A 17,725-nucleotide genomic window follows, 5' to 3' on the forward strand; every position below is an offset into this window, starting at 1 on the left:
CATGGACCTCAGAAAACTGGACGTCGATGAGATTCTTCGCATGGCGACTCCGCGCTCCAAGCCCTTCCTTGCACCCACGGAAGAACAACGCGCGGTTATTCAAGCTCCACTTGAGCCACTCCTTGTCGTTGCAGGAGCAGGAGCCGGAAAAACAACCACGATGTCGCAGCGGGTACTCTACATGGTCGCCCACCACGGCATCGATCCCGAGCGTATCCTCGGCTTGACCTTTACGCGAAAAGCCGCCGGTGAGCTCGGGTTGAAAATGCGCCAAGACCTCGCCACCCTTGCCTCGAATAGTGGGCAGGAATTTGTTGGAGAGCCTACCGCTCTCACATATAACTCTTTCGCCGCGCGGATCCTTGGAGAATACGGCGCAACAATCGGCGTTGATCCAGATTCTCGGCTCATCGGACAGGCACAACAAGTCCAGGTGCTCAGCAGTATCGTCGAAAACTGGAGGGGTGAATACCCCCAAAGCGATGAGCAATACAAGCCGACCGCAACCATCGTTGCCGCCGTCCTATCTTTGTCTGGGCATATCGCCGAGCAAAACATGACGCTGGACGAAGGGCGAATAGCTCTGAGTGCATTTCAAAAAGAACTGGAAGAAGTCGTCGAAAAGTCCAAGGGTGCCCTAAATAAAAATTTCAAGAACTTTATCGAGGTGAATCGTAACCGACTGCTTCTTCTTGATATCGCGGAAGCTTTCGAAAGCTATAAGCGTGCCCACGGTCTCATCGATTTTTCTGATCAACTTCTCCTGGCAACACAAATCGTTACCTCGAACAAAGACGTCGTGCGCCAAGTTCGAAGTGACTACCAGGCTGTTCTTCTCGATGAATTTCAAGACACCTCGGTCATCCAGATGGTCTTCTTGTCTGCTCTCTTTGCAGACCACCCAACTACCGCTGTCGGCGACCCCAGTCAGGCAATCTATGGTTGGCGCGGGGCCTCGGCCTCTGCCCTCAGCGATTTCCTCACTCGCTTTTCTCCGTGCCACGACGCGTCGCAATTGGTTCTCTCAACAGCTTGGCGAAATGACCAGACAATCCTTGATGCAGCAAATGCGATCGCTCAGCCCCTGCGGGGACAAGCGCGCATTGGCAATGCCGGCAACGCCGCTACTCGCGAATCAAAACCACAGCGAATTACAGTCCCAGTTCTTGCTCCACGCCCAAACGCTGGCTGCGGACAAGTCAGCACCAGCTACCCCCTCACCTACGATGAGCAACTCCAAGCGGTCGTCGATTTCGCTCGAGAACATCGAATCCAAGACGAACACGGGAAGTGGAATACCTGTGCAGTACTATCTCGGCGTCGCTCGGACTTCCCCGCTATAGAACGGGCGCTTAAAGACGCTGATATTCCCGTGCAAGTCGTCGGACTCGGCGGGCTTCTCGACCAAGCAGTGGTCAGCGATGTTCGGGCGGCACTTGATCTTGCAGCAGACCCCGCGAATGCCCCCGCCCTCATGCGTCTTGTCACTTCAATGGATATCGGCGCATCCGATCTACTGGTTCTTAACCAGTACGCAAAACAACAGGCACATCAAAAGACGCAGGGTCTTGTCGCGCATCCAGAGTTCAGTTTGATCGAGGCAATTGACCAGCTTCCCCCGATTGGTTGGCACTCCTCATCAGGCGGGCCAGAATTTAGCGAGGTCGCTCATCAACGCCTGTCTCTTCTTGCCAAACGTCTTCAAGTCATACGCCAGGGGATGGGGCGTGCGCTTGATGAACAAGTCGAACGCGCGATATCCATCTTGGGACTTCGCGAGGCAATCATGTCTGATCCCCTTGGAGATCAGGGCCTGGAGATGCTCGACGCATTCGTTGACATTGCAGCCGAGTATGAAGCGCAAGTGTCTGGCGCAGACCTGCCAGGATTCCTCGCATGGCTCCAAGTCGCTGAAGAAGAAGAAAAAGGCCTTGCAATCCCTGTGAGCGCGACTCGACCTGACGCAGTTCAACTGCTGACGATCCACTCGGCAAAAGGACTGGAATGGGATTCAGTCGCTGTTTTCGGCCTGCAAGATTCAGTCTTCCCCGATCACAAGTCAAAGCCACGTGACTGGAAGCAAGACCCACCGGGAACAACAGAATGGTTCTCCTCGATTGAAGAACTTCCGTATCCCGTGCGGAGAGACTATGCCGATCTGCCACACATGGTTCCTGAAGAATACGGCTCAATGGGAATTGTCGAGTACTTTGATCTCCTTGCCCAAGAAGCAGAGAGAAAAACGACTACTCCAATGAGTATCTTCACCAGCCACATTAAGGGTAAGGATTCAAAAGGCAAAATAATTCAAGACAGTGTGCACTACCGCCAAGGAATTCACCACGAGCTCGAAGAACGACGCCTTGCCTATGTCGCATGGACGCGTGCCCGCCACGATCTGCTGTTGCTTGGATCATGGGTTGGCGCAACCAGTGTGACTCCACGCGATCCTTCGCGTTACCTCATGGAAACCGTGAATGCGCTCGGTCTTGATGAAAGCACTATCGCAGCTCGTCCTGAAGAAGACATTGCGGATCAATCACTCATTGAGATCGACCCAAGGCTACGGCAATATCCGATTCTTCCTGGACGCTCGCGTCAACTCGTCAACGCAAGTGCAACGCGCGTTCAAGAACTCATCGATACCCCGACGCAGGTCCTTGAAGAAACACTGAAAACTCAGCTCGATAACCCTCTTGTCCGCGATACTTTCTTGCTCATGGCAGAGCGTGAACGTGCACGCCAAGACGCGACTGAAATTCGTATTGACCGTGTTCCCGCAACCAGTATTTCAACCCTGATTGATGACGGTGATTCTTGGGTTCGTCGTCTCAGGCGTCCTTTGCCAACCCCACCCCAGCGCAGCTCCCTCCTAGGCACTATTTTCCACATGTGGGTCGAAAAACAGCTCCACCTGACAACCGGCGAGCTCTGGGACGACCCCGTCGTCGGTCTTGAAGCCCTCAGCACAAGGGAACAGGAAAGGCTTTCCCTCATGCAAGAGAACTTCCGCTCTCTTGACTTGAGCTCTCTTATTCCTGTTGCCATCGAAGAACCCTTCGCTCTGAACTATTCAGGAGTATCCGTTCAAGGTCGCATTGACGCTGTCTTTCGTGACTCGGATGGTAACGACATTGTCATCGATTGGAAGACATCCCAAGTGCCCGGCCCCACCACCAGCATCGAGAAATGGGAATACTACGCACGCCAGCTCCAGCTCTATCGTGTTGCATGGGCGAATAAACGCGGTATTACACCTGAACAGGTGCAGGCGCGTGTTTACTTCATTGGCGGGCCCGTGGACTTCTCTCTCGAAGACATCGCGAAAATTACCAACAAACCAGTCGATCAACTGGAAAGCGACCTCGCCCGAGCACTGAGTGAACTCGTTGTGAATAACCCAAAGATCTAAACAAAAAAGGTGGTCCCGCAAAGCGCGGGACCACCCACCAATAGGTCTACTCGTGCGTCGGCAAAATAACACTCATATCGAGGTGCTCTGTCGGTCCTTCGATCGCATCCGTGTGCTCGGACTCGGCCTCAGCCTCGTCAGAAAGAGGAAGCTCTGCTTCGGCGTGCGCATCCTGAACTGAGTGTGCGTCCTGAACTGGGTACCCGGCCTGGGCTGCGCGCACGTTCTGGGCTGTAGGAGCGGCCTCGGGCGATTCCGAATGCGCCGGTGCAACAGCGGCTTCCTCGTGGTGCTTTGCGGAAGGCGCCTCGCCGATGCTTGCCGACAAATCGGCCAGCATCGCCCGGGCCTCGTCAACGATTTCTGAATCATCACTATGCAGGCCATGGACCAGCCAACGCACCACGGCGAGCTCGGACAAAAGCTCCGCGCGCTCAAGCAGATGCAAGTCCTTCTCGGAACGCGTCTGCTGGTAGGCCTCGTGGAAACGCTCCAAAAACTCATCGGAAGCGCGAGCGAAAACCCACGCGATATCAACAGCTGGATCTCCCACGTGTGCCGAAGAAAAACCAGTCAGCGCGCAGACTCGACCGTGATCGACATGGATCGATGTCTCGGACAGATCACCGTGGATAGGGGAGGGGAGGAAGCGCCACAGGGACAAATTCTCCAAGGACTCTTCCCAGCGGTCCCACAAGTTCGCAGGAATAACGACTTCCTGCGCGGCCTCGTCCAAGACCGCCTGATGGCGATCGCGACACTCAATAGCTGAATACGCGGGAAGATTAACCCCCGTGTAGATGAGCTCAGGAAGATTGTGCAGTGCCGCCAGAGCGTTCCCCAAAGATGCGGGAAGCAAATGAGGATCGTCGAAATCCGAAGTCTCCATCACTCGACCGCCAAGATCGCGGTGAACCATGACTCGATCGCCCTCAGGGGTGCGGGTAAAACCAGCAGGACGCGGAATTTCAAAAGGGATCTTCGAAAAATCGTGAGCTTTCCCAAGGCGCTCTAAGACGGCGTTTTGGGCCTCCATGTCCAAACCGCCAACCGTGTCATGTGGACATACGACCATCCAGCGGTCACCCGAAGTGTCGATGAGACCGGTGACCGAGAGGACTTCATCGCTGAACTGCGGGGGACGCAGTCCGGCAACTTCAAGGCGGGGGACCGCCACTGTCGCAAGGGCAGCAAGTTCGTAGGGGGTCTTTGATCGAGTCACATTCCTGACCTTAGCGGTAGCATTCGCGCCAATACAGCAGGCGCAGCGAACATCAGTAAATTCATAACGTGATGAGAATCTAAGCAATGGGGAGTCCATATGTTGGAAAAGAGAGAGTAAATGAAAACCAACGGTGGAATGATCGAGACATGAGCGAAAAGTTTGATACATCTCGACTTCCCCGCGAGCTCTCCTCCGTTTTTGAGGAATTGGTTGCTCGCGATCCGCACCAGCTTGAGTTCCATCAGGCTGTTTATGAGGTTCTCATGACCCTCACGCCTCTGGTTACACGCAAGCCTGAATACCAAGATCTGGCTATTTTTGAACGAATTACAGAACCTGAGCGCCAAGTCATGTTCCGTGTGCCTTGGAGCGATGATCAAGGACAGATCCACGTCAACCGCGGATTCCGTGTTCAATTCAATTCGGCTCTCGGCCCCTACAAGGGTGGTCTGCGCTTCCACCCTTCGGTGAACCTATCCATTATTAAATTCTTGGGTTTTGAGCAGATCTTTAAGAACTCTTTGACCGGCCTGCCCATGGGTGGCGCAAAGGGCGGTGCGAACTTCAACCCCAAGGGCAAGTCTGATGCTGAAATCATGCGTTTCTGCCAGTCCTTCATGACCGAGCTCCAGCGTCACATTGGTCCCGATACTGACGTTCCTGCGGGCGATATTGGTGTTGGCGGCCGCGAGATCGGTTACCTTTTCGGTCAGTATCGTCGTCTGCGCAATAGCTTCGATGCCGGTGTCCTCACTGGCAAGGGTCTGACCTGGGGAGGTTCCTTCGCGCGAACCGAGGCAACCGGTTACGGCCTCGTCTACTTTGCCGAGGAAATGCTCCGCGCTCGCGGCACTTCTTTTGACGGCAAGCGCGTCGTTGTTTCCGGTTCCGGAAATGTTGCAATCTACGCGACTGAAAAGGCTCAAGAACTGGGCGCAACGGTTGTTGCAGTCTCTGACTCCTCCGGTTTCGTTGTTGACGAGGCAGGCATTGACGTTGAACTGCTCAAGGACGTGAAGGAACGCCGTCGTGGACGCGTCAGCGACTACGCAAACCAGCGTTCAAGCGCTCGCTTCAGTGCTGAGGGCTCGATCTGGGAAGTGCCCTGTGACGTCGCCCTTCCGTGTGCAACTCAAAATGAGCTCCCCCTCGAGGGCGTCCAGGCCTTGATCCGTAACGGCGTGCAGATGGTTGCGGAGGGCGCAAACATGCCCACCACTCCCGAGGCCATTGATGAGCTGCGTAGTGCTGGTGTCCTTTACGCGCCCGGTAAGGCATCCAACGCTGGCGGTGTTGCAACCTCCGGTCTTGAGATGCAGCAGAACTCGGGTCGAACCCAGTGGCCTTTCGAGGAAACTGACGCGAAGCTGCACCAGATCATGGTGGGAATCCATGAGAACTGCTTGGCTACCGCGGACGAATACGGGGTGCCTGGAGACTATGTCGCCGGCGCAAACCTTGCTGGTTTCATCAAGGTTGCAGACGCAATGGTTGCTCAGGGCTTGATCTAATTCGCAGGCTGTTTAGGGGGCTTCACGCCGGTGGGCGTGAAGCCCCCTTTCCTGTACAAGGCGAGGGAGTGCGCTCAATGAAACAGAGGGACTTCCTTTGGGGCTAGTGCGAAATGCAGGGCGCGCGTAGCATTTTCGATATTGCAATGATGCGGGCAATGGACACGCGGAGGTTCATTGATGTTCTGGGATCGGGTTGCGCCCCTTTACGACTTCTTCGAAAACACATTTAATCGCGGCGTGTATGACGGAACAGGCGTCGCTGTCGCTCAGCTGGTTGGCCTCGAAGACGAGGTCCTTGAATGCGCCTGCGGAACCGGTGCAATCAGCACCTTCCTTGCGCCGATGTGCAAGAAGCTGGTCGCTACCGACTTTTCTGAGGGAATGCTCAAACAAGCACGGAAGAAACTTGCGAAATATCGCAATGTTACGGTCGAAAGAGCTGACATCACAAAGTTGCATTACGCGGACGATTCCTTCGATGTCGTCATCGCAGGTAATGTCATCCATCTGCTTCCAGATCCTGGTGCTGCCATGCGGGAACTTAAACGAGTCGTCCGCCCCGGAGGCACTATCGTCGTCCCGACTTACGTCAAGCGTCGGCCAAGCAAACAAGGAATAATCCCGAAGATTCTTCTGAGGCTCGGCGTTGACTTCAAGGAACAATTCGATGTGGACTCCTATCGAGCTTTCTTTGAGAAATTGGGATACCGCAACGTTACTTACATCCTTATCGACGGCCGGATTCCTTGTGTGATCGCTTCCTTCACCTGTAACAATGAAGAACAATAGTCCTCGCTGTTGAGCTCACCCGGAGTCTGAGATGGCATTTGATTTTAAGAAGGAATATAAGGAACTCTACGCGCCTAAGAAAGGGCCGAGTATCGTTGAAGTTCCACCGATGCGCTTCGTCGCTGTGCGTGGTAGTGGAGACCCCAATGACGCGGAGGGTGCTTACCAAAGGGCAATTTCTGTCCTATATGCCATTTCCTACACGATCAAGATGAGCAAGAAAGGCTCCCGTCAGATTGACGGATACGTCGATTTCGTCGTGCCGCCACTCGAGGGATTCTGGTGGCAAGACGGCGTCGAGGGCGCTGACTATTCCCACAAAGAGGCTTTCAACTGGATTTCCGTTATCCGGCTGCCTGACTTTGTTTCGCGCGAGGATTTCGACTGGGCGGTCCAGGAAGCGACGAAGAAAAAGAAAGTTGATTGCTCGGTAGCCGAGTACCTCACGATAGAAGAAGGCATGTGCGTGCAGTGCCTGCACCTTGGCAGCTACGACGATGAGCCCGCCACTGTCGAGGCCATGCACGCCTATGCGCGTGAGTGCGGATACTCGCTCGACCTGACGCAAGAGCGGCGTCACCACGAAATCTATCTCTCAGACGCTCGAAAAGTGGCTCCTGACAAGCTCAAAACGATCATCCGCCACCCGATCAAAGCTTCAGAAGAGAAGAAATGAGCGAGTGTTTACACTTTATTGTCCGCTTTTCTTGACGGGGTGGGGATAATGGTGAGAACGCAATGGGGAGGTGTAGCAACTGATGTGGGTATTGGCCGTAGTGGCACTGGTCGTGTCGTGGAGTCTCACTGCTCTCTTGCTTGCCCTGCTTGTGCGTACTCAGCGTGACCTCAAGCGAGTTCTCGCAGAAAAAGAGCAATTGCGTCAATTACACCAGGACTATATCGCCGGCCCCGCGGTCCTTTCACACGAATTACGCACCCCTTTGACTGTCGTTCGAGGAGCGGCTGAATTACTCGCTGATGGTTCTGCTGGTCCCATGAACGAGATGCAATTGAAATTCGCCAAAACGATCGCCGAAAACTCCAACCAGGTCATCGAGATGGCGGAGGACATGCTTGCAGAAATCCGGATGGAATCGGATCTGTTTAACCTTCGTCTCAAGCGGGTCGAAATGCGCGAACTTGTTCGACACAACGTCGCGCAACTTCGCCGCTTCCATTCGGCACCAATCCGCCTTGAAAATCATGGGGCTCCCATCCACATGTTCGTTGACCCACGTTTGATGGGACAGGCGATCGCTAATGTCATTAACAATGCTGCACGTCACGCGGGGGATGGCGTCTCGATCCTCGTGAGCGTTCAAGACTCCGATGAAGATGTGACAATCGCAGTTGTTGATGATGGGCGCGGAATGACACCTGAAGAAAAAGAACGCCTCTTCATTCCCTTCGATACCGGAGGATCCTTGCGTCCTGGAACGGGACTTGGAATGATGCTCACGCAAAAGATCCTGAGGTTGCACGGAGGAACGATCCTTGTCGATACGATTGCTTCTAAAGGAACGACGTTTTATCTGACGATCCCGCGATCGCAGCGCAGCGCAACGGTGCCAAAGGAGGAGCAATGACGACAACCGCTTTAGTTGTTGATGATGAACCTCAGATTTTGATGATCATCAAGTTTGCCCTTGAAACCGCGGGTATTACGGTAGAGACCGCCAGTGATGGTGGGCGTGCATGGGATAAATTCACGAAGAAGTACTACGACCTCGTCGTACTCGACTTAATGATTCCCGTGATCTCTGGAATTTCGCTTGCGCAAAGAATCCGTGCAATGAGTGACGTTCCGATCATCATGATTACTGCTTTGTCAGAAGAGTCTGACCGGATCAAAGGACTTGAAAGCGGCGCAGACGACTACATCACCAAACCGTTTAGTCCCAAAGAGTTGACCTTGCGCGCGCAATCCCTTCTTCGGCGTTCAAAGGGGCTGACATCTGAGGTAGTGACGAACGGCCCTTTGCGTGTTGATATGCGTCAGCACAAGGCGTTTGTTTTTGGTGTCCCCGTTGTCCTCTCAAGCATTGAGAGGCGTTTCCTCGAAGTGCTTGTGCAAAATCTTGGCGAGCCCGTCACCTATCGCGAACTGCTGAATTCCGTATGGGAAACGCAGGATGAGTCGGGTGGAAAAGACATGATCAAGATGACGGCGTATCGTCTGCGGGGATCGCTAGGCCCAGAAGGGGCCGCCCTCGTTCAATCGGTTCGCTCCGTCGGCTACATGATGCCCGAACTTTAGTAACACCTTAGTTACCAGCCGTTACCGCAGTGCCGCTATCGGGTGCATCCGAGAGTCCACAATGGACCTGAGAGAGCACGCCTGCGAAGTCGATGCTCCTTACAGATTCCTCGATTCAAAGGAGAATCCCGATGAAGAAGAACTTCATCTCCCTGATTGCACTCGGCGCAGTCGGAGCCTTCACCCTGTCCGGATGCATCGTCAATGAACAGGGCAGTGACAACAACGGCGGAAACGGATCCGAGCAGTCTTTGACCATCGCGTGTGGTGCAATGGAAGATCTCTGCCAGAAGTGGACCGAGACTTTCACCGCGCAGACCGGAATCAAGACGAGCTACGTTCGCCTGTCTTCGGGTGAAACCGTTGCACGTCTGGACTCGGCCAAGGACAACCCGGAGTTCGACGTCTGGCACGGCGGCCCCGTGGATGGCTATGGTGCAGCAGTCGAAAAGGGCCTGATCGAGGCCTACGATTCCCCGACCGCAAAGGAAATTCCGGACAAGTACAAGGATCCGAACCACAACTGGACCGGTGTCTACGTGGGCGTTCTGGGCTTCTGCTCGAACAAGAAGGTCCTGGACGAAAGGGGCTTGGCTGTTCCCGAATCGTGGAGCGACCTCCTCAAGCCTGAGCTCAAGGGGCAGGTCTCGACCGCACACCCCTCGACCTCGGGTACTGCTTTCACGACACTGTGGACCCAGGTTGTTCTTGGTGGTAGCGAGAATGCAGGCATCGATTACATGAAGAAGATGCACGCCAATGTTCTGCAGTACACCAAGTCCGGTACTGCTCCCGGCCAGATTGCCGGCCGCGGTGAGGTCGCAGTTGGCCTCGTCTTCTCGCACGACTGCGTGAAGTACCGTGACGAGGGCATGAAGGACCTGGTCGTCTCCTTCCCGAAGGAAGGCACCGGCTACGAGATCGGTGGTGTTGCTCTGATTAAGAACTCGAAGCACTCCGAAGCCGCGAAGAAGTACATCGACTGGGCAATTTCTGCTGACGCTCAGAACATCGGTCAGACGGTTGGATCGAACCAGATTCTCACCAACCCGAATGCTAAGACCAATGACAAGATGGCCAAGCTCGACGAAATCAACTTGATCGACTACAACTTTGCCGCAGCCGCGGCTGCAAAGCCTGAATTGACCAAGCGCTTCGACGAAGAGGTTGCCGCTAAGCCGCGCGAGTAATTCGCGCTTCAGCGGGAGGGGGCAGCGCTCAACATGTCCCTGCGTTGTCCCCTCCCTTCTCTCTTTCTTGATCTGTGCGCCCGCTGATGGGTGCGCCCAATGCAGGGAAAACCCGCCTCAAAGATGTGCGGACATCCCGTAAAGATTGGATTTTTAATGTCTGTGGAGACAAGTGCACCACCGAGCGTTGGTGCGCGGGGGGAGGAAACCCCTGAAACGCGCGCAGTGGCCTCGGGAAAGAAAAAACGAACAAAGGTTCGTCGTGATCCGGTGACTGTCGCGATCGTTGCGATCATTTCAGCGGTGCTGGTACTGCTGGTGCTGTTGCCTCTGGTCACGATTTTGGCTCGCGCATTTTCGGGCGAAGGAATGAAGGTTCTGACCTCCTTCGTCTCCTCGAAGACTAACCGTACGATTGCCCTGAACACGATTGTCCTGGGCTTGGTCGTCGGTCTTGTCGGAACTCTTGTTGGTTTCTTCTTCGCTTACATTCAGGCTCGCGTGAAGATCCCCGGCAAGAAGATCCTGCACCTCATCTGCTTGATCCCGATCGTTTCCCCGCCCTTCGCTGTGGCAACGTCCGCGATCACTCTGTTTGGACGCAACGGAATCATCTCCACTCAGCTGCTCGGTCAGCAGTGGAACATCTACGGCCTGTCCGGCCTGACTCTGGTTCTTTCTCTCTCCTTCTTCCCTGTTGCGTACATGAACATGCTCGGCATGCTCAAGAATCTGGATCCCGCAATGGAGGAGGCCGCGGCCTCCCTGGGTGCATCCTCGTGGAAGATTTTCCGCACGGTTACCCTCCCCATGTTGATCCCCGGTTTCGCAGCCTCCTTCCTTCTCCTCTTCGTCGAGGCGATCGCTGACCTGGCGAACCCCTTGGTCATCGGCGGTGACTTCACGGTCTTGGCATCGCGCGCATACATCGCGGTCAACGGTGAGTACAACACTGCTGCCGGTTCGGCTTACTCGCTGATCCTCTTGGTTCCCGCGCTCTTGGTCTTCCTTCTGCAGCGCTACTGGTCGGGTCGTTCTTCAGCGGTGACCGTGACCGGTAAGCCCGCTGGCCGCGTTCGCATGGTGACTTCTCTTGCCGCTCGCATTCCTTTGGGCGCAGTGACTGCCGCGCTGGCACTTTTCGTTGTGACGATTTACGCGACGGTTATTGTGGGTGCATTCGTCTCGATCTTGGGCGTTGACAATACCTTCACTCTCAAGAACTTCAAGTACGTGCTCTCGGGTATCGGTAACGATGCGATGGTGGATACGACCATCTTGGCCCTGATTGCTACGCCGATTGCTGGCGTGCTTGGCATGATCGTCGCGTGGTTGGTTGTCGTGCGTTTGAAGGCTTCCTCGGGCTTCATGGACTTCCTCGGTATGCTCGGTTTGTCTGTGCCCGGTACCGTCTTGGGTATCGGTTACCTCATCACCTACAACAAGCCGATCATCATCTTTGGAAAGCTCCAGCTGATGCCGGCGCTCGCGGGTGGTTCTGCGGTCTTCGGTGGTGCGTTGGCGATCATCATGGTGTACATCGCGCGTTCGATGCCTTCCGGTCAGCGTTCGGGTATTGCTTCCCTCCATCAGATCGATCATTCGATTGACGAGGCCTCAACCTCCTTGGGTGCTTCGGGCTTGGTGACCTTCATGAAGGTGACGCTTCCCCTGATTCGTCCTGCGTTCATCGCTGGTTTGACCTACGCCTTCGCGCGTTCGATGACCACGCTGTCGCCAATCATTTTCATCACGACTCCTAAGACCAAGATCATGACCTCGCAGATTCTGTCTGAGGTTGATGCGGGGCGTTTCGGTAATGCTTTCGCCTTCTGCACGATCTTGATCATCATTGTCATGGCTGTTATCGGCCTGACGAATGTCCTCGTGCGAGATAAATCTGTCACCGCCTCCAATGGCGCGGGCATGTAATTGTTGACAAAGGAAAGCCTCATGTCGAATACAAATGACACTAATGCTCCCGGCCGCCTGTCCTTGGTGGAACTGACGAAGACCTTCTCCAATACGGTCTCTGATGTGACTGCGGTCGACCACATCAATCTGGACATTCGCCCCGGTGAGTTCATCACCTTGCTTGGTCCGTCTGGATGCGGCAAGACCACGACTTTGCGCATGATCGCAGGTTTCGAGGATGCAACTTCGGGCCAGGTCATGCTGGACGGCGAGAACATGGTTGTTGTCCCGCCGAACAGGCGCCCCATGTCGATGGTGTTCCAGTCCTACGCGCTGTTCCCGCACCTCAGCGTGCGTGAAAACGTTGCCTACGGTTTGCGTCTGCGTAAGAAGAGCGCAGAGGAAATTAAGGAAGAAGTCGATATCGCTCTTGCTGCGATGAACCTGACTGCGATGGCCGATCGTGCGCCGTCTCAGCTCTCGGGTGGCCAGCAGCAGCGTGTTGCACTGGCACGCGCCATGGTTGTGCGCCCCAAGGTTCTGCTCTTCGATGAGCCCTTGTCGAACTTGGATGCGAAGCTGCGCGTCAAGATGCGCGTGGAGATCCGCCGGATGCAAAAGCGTCTGGGTATCTCTTCCGTTTACGTCACTCACGATCAGTCTGAAGCTATGGCGATGTCGGACCGCATTGTCGTCATGAACTCCGGTCGCATTGAGCAGGTTGATACTCCCGAAGAGATTTACCTGCATCCCGCCAGTGTTTTCGTTGCAGACTTCGTGGGACGCGCGAACTTTGTGCCTGCTCAGGCTCAGGAAGTCGGCGAAGACGGCATGGCCGAGATCGAGGCCTTGGGCCAGAAGATTCGCGTTCACTCTTCTGAGGGCGCGAAGGAAGCTGTGCGTGAGGGCAAGGAAACCGTGGTCTTGGTTCGCCCTGAGTCCATGAGAATCCAGCCGACCGATGAGAAGCCCGCAACCTTGACGGGTTCTTTGGGGCAGGTCGTTACCTCGATCTTCTACGGTGAAACGGTCGAATACGAAATCGAGACCGAGTTTGGTTCGCTCGTGTGCGTCGTTTCTGATCCGCGTGCCGAGGACCTCCTTGAAGAAGGTCAATACGTTCGCCTGGGTATCGAGGCCGAGAAGGCATGGCTCTTGCCTTCGGGAGAGCTCGCATCGGCGTAACTGTTGTATGGGTCTTGAGTGAGTGATCAAGGCCGCCGGCCGGGGCCGGGAGAGGGGAGTGATTATCCCTCTCCCGGCCCCGGCCTCGTCAATAGGCAAATGAATCCGCTACTCTGGTGACGTGGCCATTGAGTTTTCTGAAGAGATCCAGTCCTTGCGCACAACCATGGAGAACATCTCCGCAGTTGTGCAGCCCGAGCGTCTTCGCGCGCAGATCGAAGAGTTGTCGCAGCAGGCGGCTGCTCCGGACCTGTGGGATGACCCCTCGCATGCTCAGGAAGTAACCTCGCAGCTGTCTCACCGTCAGAGTGAGCTCGATCGCGTGCTGGCCATGGAAGAACGCATCGATGACCTCGAGGCCATTGTCGATATGGCGCGCGAAACTGCGGAAAGCGATCCCTCGGAGGCGGAAGATATCTTCGCCGAGGCCGAAGCAGACTTGGGCGCTCTCAAGGACGACATGTCTGCTCTTGAGATTCGTACCCTTCTGGACGGCGAGTACGACGAGCGCAACGCGGTTATTACTATTCGAAGCGGTGCGGGCGGCGTGGATGCCGCCGACTTCGCCGAGATCCTCCTGCGAATGTACCTGCGTTGGGCGGAGCGCCACGGCTATCCGACGAAGGTCATGGATACCTCCTACGCGGAAGAAGCTGGCCTAAAGTCGGCAACTTTCGAAGTCCAGGCACCCTACGCCTACGGCACGCTCAGTGTCGAGGCTGGTACCCACCGCCTCGTGCGCATCAGCCCCTTCGATAACCAGGGACGTCGCCAGACTTCTTTCGCGGCCGTTGAGGTTATTCCCTTGATCGAGTCAACCGACCACATTGAGATTCCCGAATCTGAACTCAAGGTTGATGTCTTCCGTTCCTCGGGTCCCGGTGGCCAGTCGGTGAATACGACGGACTCTGCGGTTCGTATGACTCACATTCCCACGGGCATCGTTGTTTCAATGCAGGACGAAAAGTCCCAGATCCAAAACCGTGCGGCTGCCCTGCGAGTTCTACAGTCTCGCCTCTTGGTTCTTCGCCATGAGGAAGAACAGGCCAAGAAGAAGGAACTTGCCGGCGACGTGAAGGCCTCGTGGGGAGACCAGATGCGCTCTTACGTTCTTCAGCCCTACCAGATGGTGAAGGACTTGCGAACCGAGTACGAATCGGGGAATCCGCAAAACGTTTTCGATGGCGACATCGATGGCTTTATTAATGCGGGAATCCGTTGGCGTAAGAACCAACAGAACGCTGAGTAAAGTGAAAAGCCCGGGCGAAGGCCCGGGCTTTTGCGCGTGTCGCCGGTGCAGCGGGCCGCTGAATGCATAGGGTAAAAGAGACCATAACCCCGATCAGAGACGGCTCATGATTCGATTTGATCACGTGACCATGGTGTATCAGCCTGGTGCACGTCCGGCATTAGACGATGTTTCCCTCGAAGTGAAGCGCGGAGAGTTCGTCTTCCTCGTAGGTAAATCCGGCTCAGGTAAGTCCACGTTCCTCCAGCTCACCATGCGGGAGATTCGCGCGACTTCGGGAACCGTGTGGGTTCTTGGCCACGACGTGGGCAAGCTTTCTCGCTGGTCGGTTCCAAAACTCCGTCGCCAGGTGGGAACCGTCTTCCAGGATTTCCGCCTGCTTCCCTCGAAGAGCGTTTACGAAAACGTTGCGCTGGCTATGCAGGTAATCGGTAAGCCTCGTCACGCGATTGAAACCCAGGTTCCCGAGGTACTGGAACTTGTGGGTCTGGCCGGCAAGGAAAAGCGTTTGCCGCACGAGCTCTCCGGCGGTGAAGAACAGCGTGTGGCCATTGCCCGAGCAATGGTTAACCGCCCCGAATTGCTGTTGGCCGACGAACCGACTGGAAACTTGGACCCCGATACCTCCTTGGGAATTATGCGTCTTCTGGACCGCATTAACCGCAATGGGACGACGGTCGTTATGGCTACTCACGATGCAGCAATCGTGAATCAGATGCGTATGCGCGTTATCGAATTGCACGATGGAACAGTTGCGCGTGATCAGGACAGCGGCGTGTATGGGGCGGTGAAGTAATGAAGTTACGTTTTATTCTTTCCGAGGTTGGCAAGGGCCTGTCGCGCAACCGTGCGATGTCCGTTGCCGTTGTTATCGTGACCTTCGTATCCCTTCTCTTCGTTGGCATTGCTGGGCTTTCTCAGATGCAGGTTTCGCGTATGAAGAGCCAGTGGTACGACAAGATCGAAGTGTCGGTCTACATGTGCGCGACCAACGATCAGACGCCGAGCTGCAATAACCAAGAAGCGACCGATGCTCAGATTGCTGCCGTTCGCGACAAGCTTGCTTCCGCTGAGCTTGCTCCCTATGTGAAGGAAGTTTTCGAAGAATCGAAGGCAGAAGCCTTCAAGAACTTCATTCAGATTTACGGGAACTCTCCGCTGGGACAGTGGACGACCGAAGACATGATGCAAGTGTCCTTCCGCGTTAAGCTGGTCAATCCTGAGCAGTTCAGCATTATTCGCGATGAACTCACGGGATCTCCCGGTGTTTCTGTGGTGAAGGACCAGCGTGAGATCGTCGAGCCCTTGTTCCAGGTTCTTGGCAAGGCCCGAGGCCTGTCGCTGGGCTTGGCGGGCGTCATGATCATCGCCGCGGTCTTGCTCATTACGACCACTATTCGCCTGTCCGCGATGAGTCGTGAACGTGAAACATCCATCATGCGTTTGGTGGGGGCGTCGAACTTGTTCATCCAGGCTCCCTTCATGATTGAGGGTGCGATTGCCGCCGTGGTGGGTGCGCTCCTCGCTGTTGGAACGCTCTTTGTTGGCGTGCATGTTCTGGTTAACCAGTGGCTTGCGCAGGCTTTCCGCTGGACGAACTTTATCGGCATGCGTGAAGTCTGGATCATGTCTCCGATCCTCATTATCGCGGCTGTCCTCCTGGCGCTTTCCGCCTCTGCTTTCTCCTTAGCGAAGTACACAAAGATCTGATCCTATGAAGCTCCCACGTTTTCACGGTCTGTCCAAGCGAATGACCAGTGCTGCGGCATTGCTCATCGTTCTTGCCCCCATCAGCTTTGCGCCTCCGGCCTTGGCCGATGAGGACCGTGATCGCGTGGCCGAGGCGCAGCGCCAGTCCGCGCAACACGTTCAAGAACTGCGCAACAACCTTGAGGGCTTGGATTCCTCTCTTGCTCAGGTCTATGTGGATCTTGAAACCGCGAACGCACAAATCCCCGTCGCTCAGGCCGAACTTGATACGGCGAATGAGCGATATGAGGGGGCAAAACGGGAGCATGATGTCGCCCAGGCGCAATTGGATGCCGCTCAAGCGGAAGCGAACCGCCTGAGTGAAGAAATGACAAAGGCTCGCAAGCAACAGGAAGCTGCAGAAAAAGCGGTTGGCTCGCTTGCGCGTGAAATGTACCAGTCGGGGGGAACCAGTTCCCCCTTGCTCATCGCTTTGTCCTCATCTGGGACCGAAGAGATTGCGGATCGCGCTGCCGCGGCCGATGCTCTTACTCGTGCCCAAGACAGTGCCTTGAGTCAAGCACAGGGCGTTCAGGCTTCTACTCGCAATCAGCAAAGTCGACAAAGCGCGGTCACCACGCGTATCTCTGCGCTTGAGGAAAAAGCACGTAGGGCCTCTGAAGAAGCAGAGAGTGCAAAGAACACCGCGGAAACGAAGCTTCACGAGCTCGACGAACTGAAGAGGACCTCGGAAGAAAAGCGCGCCCAGTGGGATGCGCAGAAGGCTCAGGCTGAAGAACAACTTGGCCAGTGGCAGCGCGAGTACCAGGATGCGACCTCGAAGCTCGCTGCAATTGACGAAGAAAACCGCCGCCAGAATAGGCGCTACACCTCGTCATCAAACTTCTCTAGCCCGCTTCCCGTTCCCTTGGTCGTGACCTCTCCCTTCGGATGGCGAGTCCACCCCGTCCTTGGGATTTCTCGCTATCACAATGGAACCGACTTTGCGGCGAATTGCGGTACTGAAATTTATCCGGTTGCCGAAGGCGTTGTCACCGCTGTAACCGTTGAGACCGCTGGCGGAAACGTCGTCTACGTGAACCACGGGATGATGAATGGCGCCTCGATGTCGACCGCCTATGTTCACATGCAGTCAACAAATGTTCACGTGGGCCAGCAGGTTGGACGCGACACTGTCTTGGGGTGGGTCGGAGCGACCGGATACGCCACTGGCTGCCACTTGCACCTGTCTGTCATGCGCAATGGCGCTGATGTTGAACCTCTTGATTACTTGTAGGACA

At 55.4% G+C, this 17,725-nt stretch carries 14 protein-coding genes; 13 read left to right on the forward strand and 1 reads right to left on the reverse strand.

All coding sequences use genetic code 11. The annotated features are described in order from the left end of the window. The first annotated feature begins 1 nt into the window (after nucleotide 1). Nucleotides 2-3,412 carry a UvrD-helicase domain-containing protein gene (locus ACWNMW_RS08070; protein WP_449490595.1) on the forward strand — a complete coding sequence of 1,137 codons (3,411 nt, stop codon included), beginning with the start codon at nucleotides 2-4 and terminating at the stop codon, nucleotides 3,410-3,412. Nucleotides 3,413-3,458: 46 nt separating this feature from the next. Here ACWNMW_RS08070 and ACWNMW_RS08075 read toward each other — a convergent pair whose 3' ends face one another. Continuing rightward, entirely contained in the window at nucleotides 3,459-4,634 is a 1,176-nt protein-coding gene (locus tag ACWNMW_RS08075) for a phosphotransferase (protein ID WP_449490596.1), read from the reverse strand. 149 nt (nucleotides 4,635-4,783) lie between these two features. Between ACWNMW_RS08075 and gdhA the strand changes: the two genes are divergently transcribed. From gdhA to ACWNMW_RS08135, 12 genes are all read left to right on the forward strand, one after another. Continuing rightward, nucleotides 4,784-6,148, forward strand: coding sequence for an NADP-specific glutamate dehydrogenase (gdhA, locus tag ACWNMW_RS08080; RefSeq protein ID WP_449490597.1), 1,365 nt, complete (start codon nucleotides 4,784-4,786; stop codon nucleotides 6,146-6,148). Between the two features lie 180 nt (nucleotides 6,149-6,328). Continuing rightward, entirely contained in the window at nucleotides 6,329-6,940 is a 612-nt protein-coding gene (locus tag ACWNMW_RS08085; RefSeq protein ID WP_295894170.1) for a class I SAM-dependent methyltransferase, read from the forward strand. A gap of 31 nt (nucleotides 6,941-6,971) precedes the next feature. After that, on the forward strand, nucleotides 6,972-7,616 hold the full coding sequence (locus ACWNMW_RS08090; RefSeq protein WP_295894152.1) for a GyrI-like domain-containing protein: 645 nt from the start codon (nucleotides 6,972-6,974) through the stop codon (nucleotides 7,614-7,616). 100 nt (nucleotides 7,617-7,716) lie between these two features. Next, nucleotides 7,717-8,526, forward strand: a complete 810-nt coding sequence (locus tag ACWNMW_RS08095) for a sensor histidine kinase (RefSeq protein WP_449490598.1) — start codon at nucleotides 7,717-7,719, stop codon at nucleotides 8,524-8,526. Continuing rightward, entirely contained in the window at nucleotides 8,523-9,197 is a 675-nt protein-coding gene (locus ACWNMW_RS08100; RefSeq protein ID WP_314212572.1) for a response regulator transcription factor, read from the forward strand. The genes ACWNMW_RS08095 and ACWNMW_RS08100 overlap by 4 nt, the downstream gene beginning before the upstream one ends. 131 nt (nucleotides 9,198-9,328) lie before the next feature. Further along, nucleotides 9,329-10,387, forward strand: a complete 1,059-nt coding sequence (locus tag ACWNMW_RS08105) for an ABC transporter substrate-binding protein (protein WP_034501749.1) — start codon at nucleotides 9,329-9,331, stop codon at nucleotides 10,385-10,387. 156 nt (nucleotides 10,388-10,543) lie between these two features. Continuing rightward, nucleotides 10,544-12,319: an ABC transporter permease gene (locus tag ACWNMW_RS08110; protein WP_449490599.1), complete on the forward strand. Its 1,776-nt coding sequence runs from the start codon at nucleotides 10,544-10,546 to the stop codon at nucleotides 12,317-12,319. A 21-nt stretch (nucleotides 12,320-12,340) separates the two neighbouring features. Beyond that, on the forward strand, nucleotides 12,341-13,486 hold the full coding sequence (locus ACWNMW_RS08115) for an ABC transporter ATP-binding protein (protein ID WP_034501747.1): 1,146 nt from the start codon (nucleotides 12,341-12,343) through the stop codon (nucleotides 13,484-13,486). A gap of 121 nt (nucleotides 13,487-13,607) precedes the next feature. After that, nucleotides 13,608-14,735, forward strand: a complete 1,128-nt coding sequence (gene prfB, locus ACWNMW_RS08120) for a peptide chain release factor 2 (protein WP_034501745.1) — start codon at nucleotides 13,608-13,610, stop codon at nucleotides 14,733-14,735. A gap of 106 nt (nucleotides 14,736-14,841) precedes the next feature. After that, complete coding sequence (ftsE, locus tag ACWNMW_RS08125; protein WP_072456208.1) at nucleotides 14,842-15,531, forward strand: cell division ATP-binding protein FtsE; 690 nt, start codon at nucleotides 14,842-14,844, stop codon at nucleotides 15,529-15,531. Beyond that, nucleotides 15,531-16,445 (forward strand): permease-like cell division protein FtsX, encoded by a 915-nt coding sequence (ftsX, locus tag ACWNMW_RS08130; RefSeq protein WP_034501741.1) that lies wholly within the window; start codon nucleotides 15,531-15,533, stop codon nucleotides 16,443-16,445. Before ftsE ends, ftsX begins: the two co-directional genes overlap by 1 nt. Nucleotides 16,446-16,449: 4 nt before the next feature. Further along, the gene (locus tag ACWNMW_RS08135) at nucleotides 16,450-17,721 is read left to right on the forward strand and encodes a peptidoglycan DD-metalloendopeptidase family protein (RefSeq protein ID WP_449490600.1); all 1,272 of its coding nucleotides are present in this window, start codon (nucleotides 16,450-16,452) and stop codon (nucleotides 17,719-17,721) included. The last annotated feature ends 4 nt before the right edge of the window (nucleotides 17,722-17,725 follow it).

Source organism: Actinomyces sp. Marseille-QA0893, assembly GCF_976954355.1.

Coding starts and splice junctions, on each gene's coding strand:
- ACWNMW_RS08115 (WP_034501747.1), top strand. CDS start 12,341: ATGTCGAATACAAATGACACTAATGCTCCCGGCCGCCTGTCCTTGGTG.
- gdhA (WP_449490597.1), top strand. CDS start 4,784: ATGAGCGAAAAGTTTGATACATCTCGACTTCCCCGCGAGCTCTCCTCC.
- ACWNMW_RS08105 (WP_034501749.1), top strand. CDS start 9,329: ATGAAGAAGAACTTCATCTCCCTGATTGCACTCGGCGCAGTCGGAGCC.
- ACWNMW_RS08090 (WP_295894152.1), top strand. CDS start 6,972: ATGGCATTTGATTTTAAGAAGGAATATAAGGAACTCTACGCGCCTAAG.
- ACWNMW_RS08135 (WP_449490600.1), top strand. CDS start 16,450: ATGAAGCTCCCACGTTTTCACGGTCTGTCCAAGCGAATGACCAGTGCT.
- ACWNMW_RS08070 (WP_449490595.1), top strand. CDS start 2: ATGGACCTCAGAAAACTGGACGTCGATGAGATTCTTCGCATGGCGACT.
- ACWNMW_RS08100 (WP_314212572.1), top strand. CDS start 8,523: ATGACGACAACCGCTTTAGTTGTTGATGATGAACCTCAGATTTTGATG.
- ACWNMW_RS08085 (WP_295894170.1), top strand. CDS start 6,329: ATGTTCTGGGATCGGGTTGCGCCCCTTTACGACTTCTTCGAAAACACA.
- ACWNMW_RS08110 (WP_449490599.1), top strand. CDS start 10,544: ATGTCTGTGGAGACAAGTGCACCACCGAGCGTTGGTGCGCGGGGGGAG.
- ftsX (WP_034501741.1), top strand. CDS start 15,531: ATGAAGTTACGTTTTATTCTTTCCGAGGTTGGCAAGGGCCTGTCGCGC.
- ftsE (WP_072456208.1), top strand. CDS start 14,842: ATGATTCGATTTGATCACGTGACCATGGTGTATCAGCCTGGTGCACGT.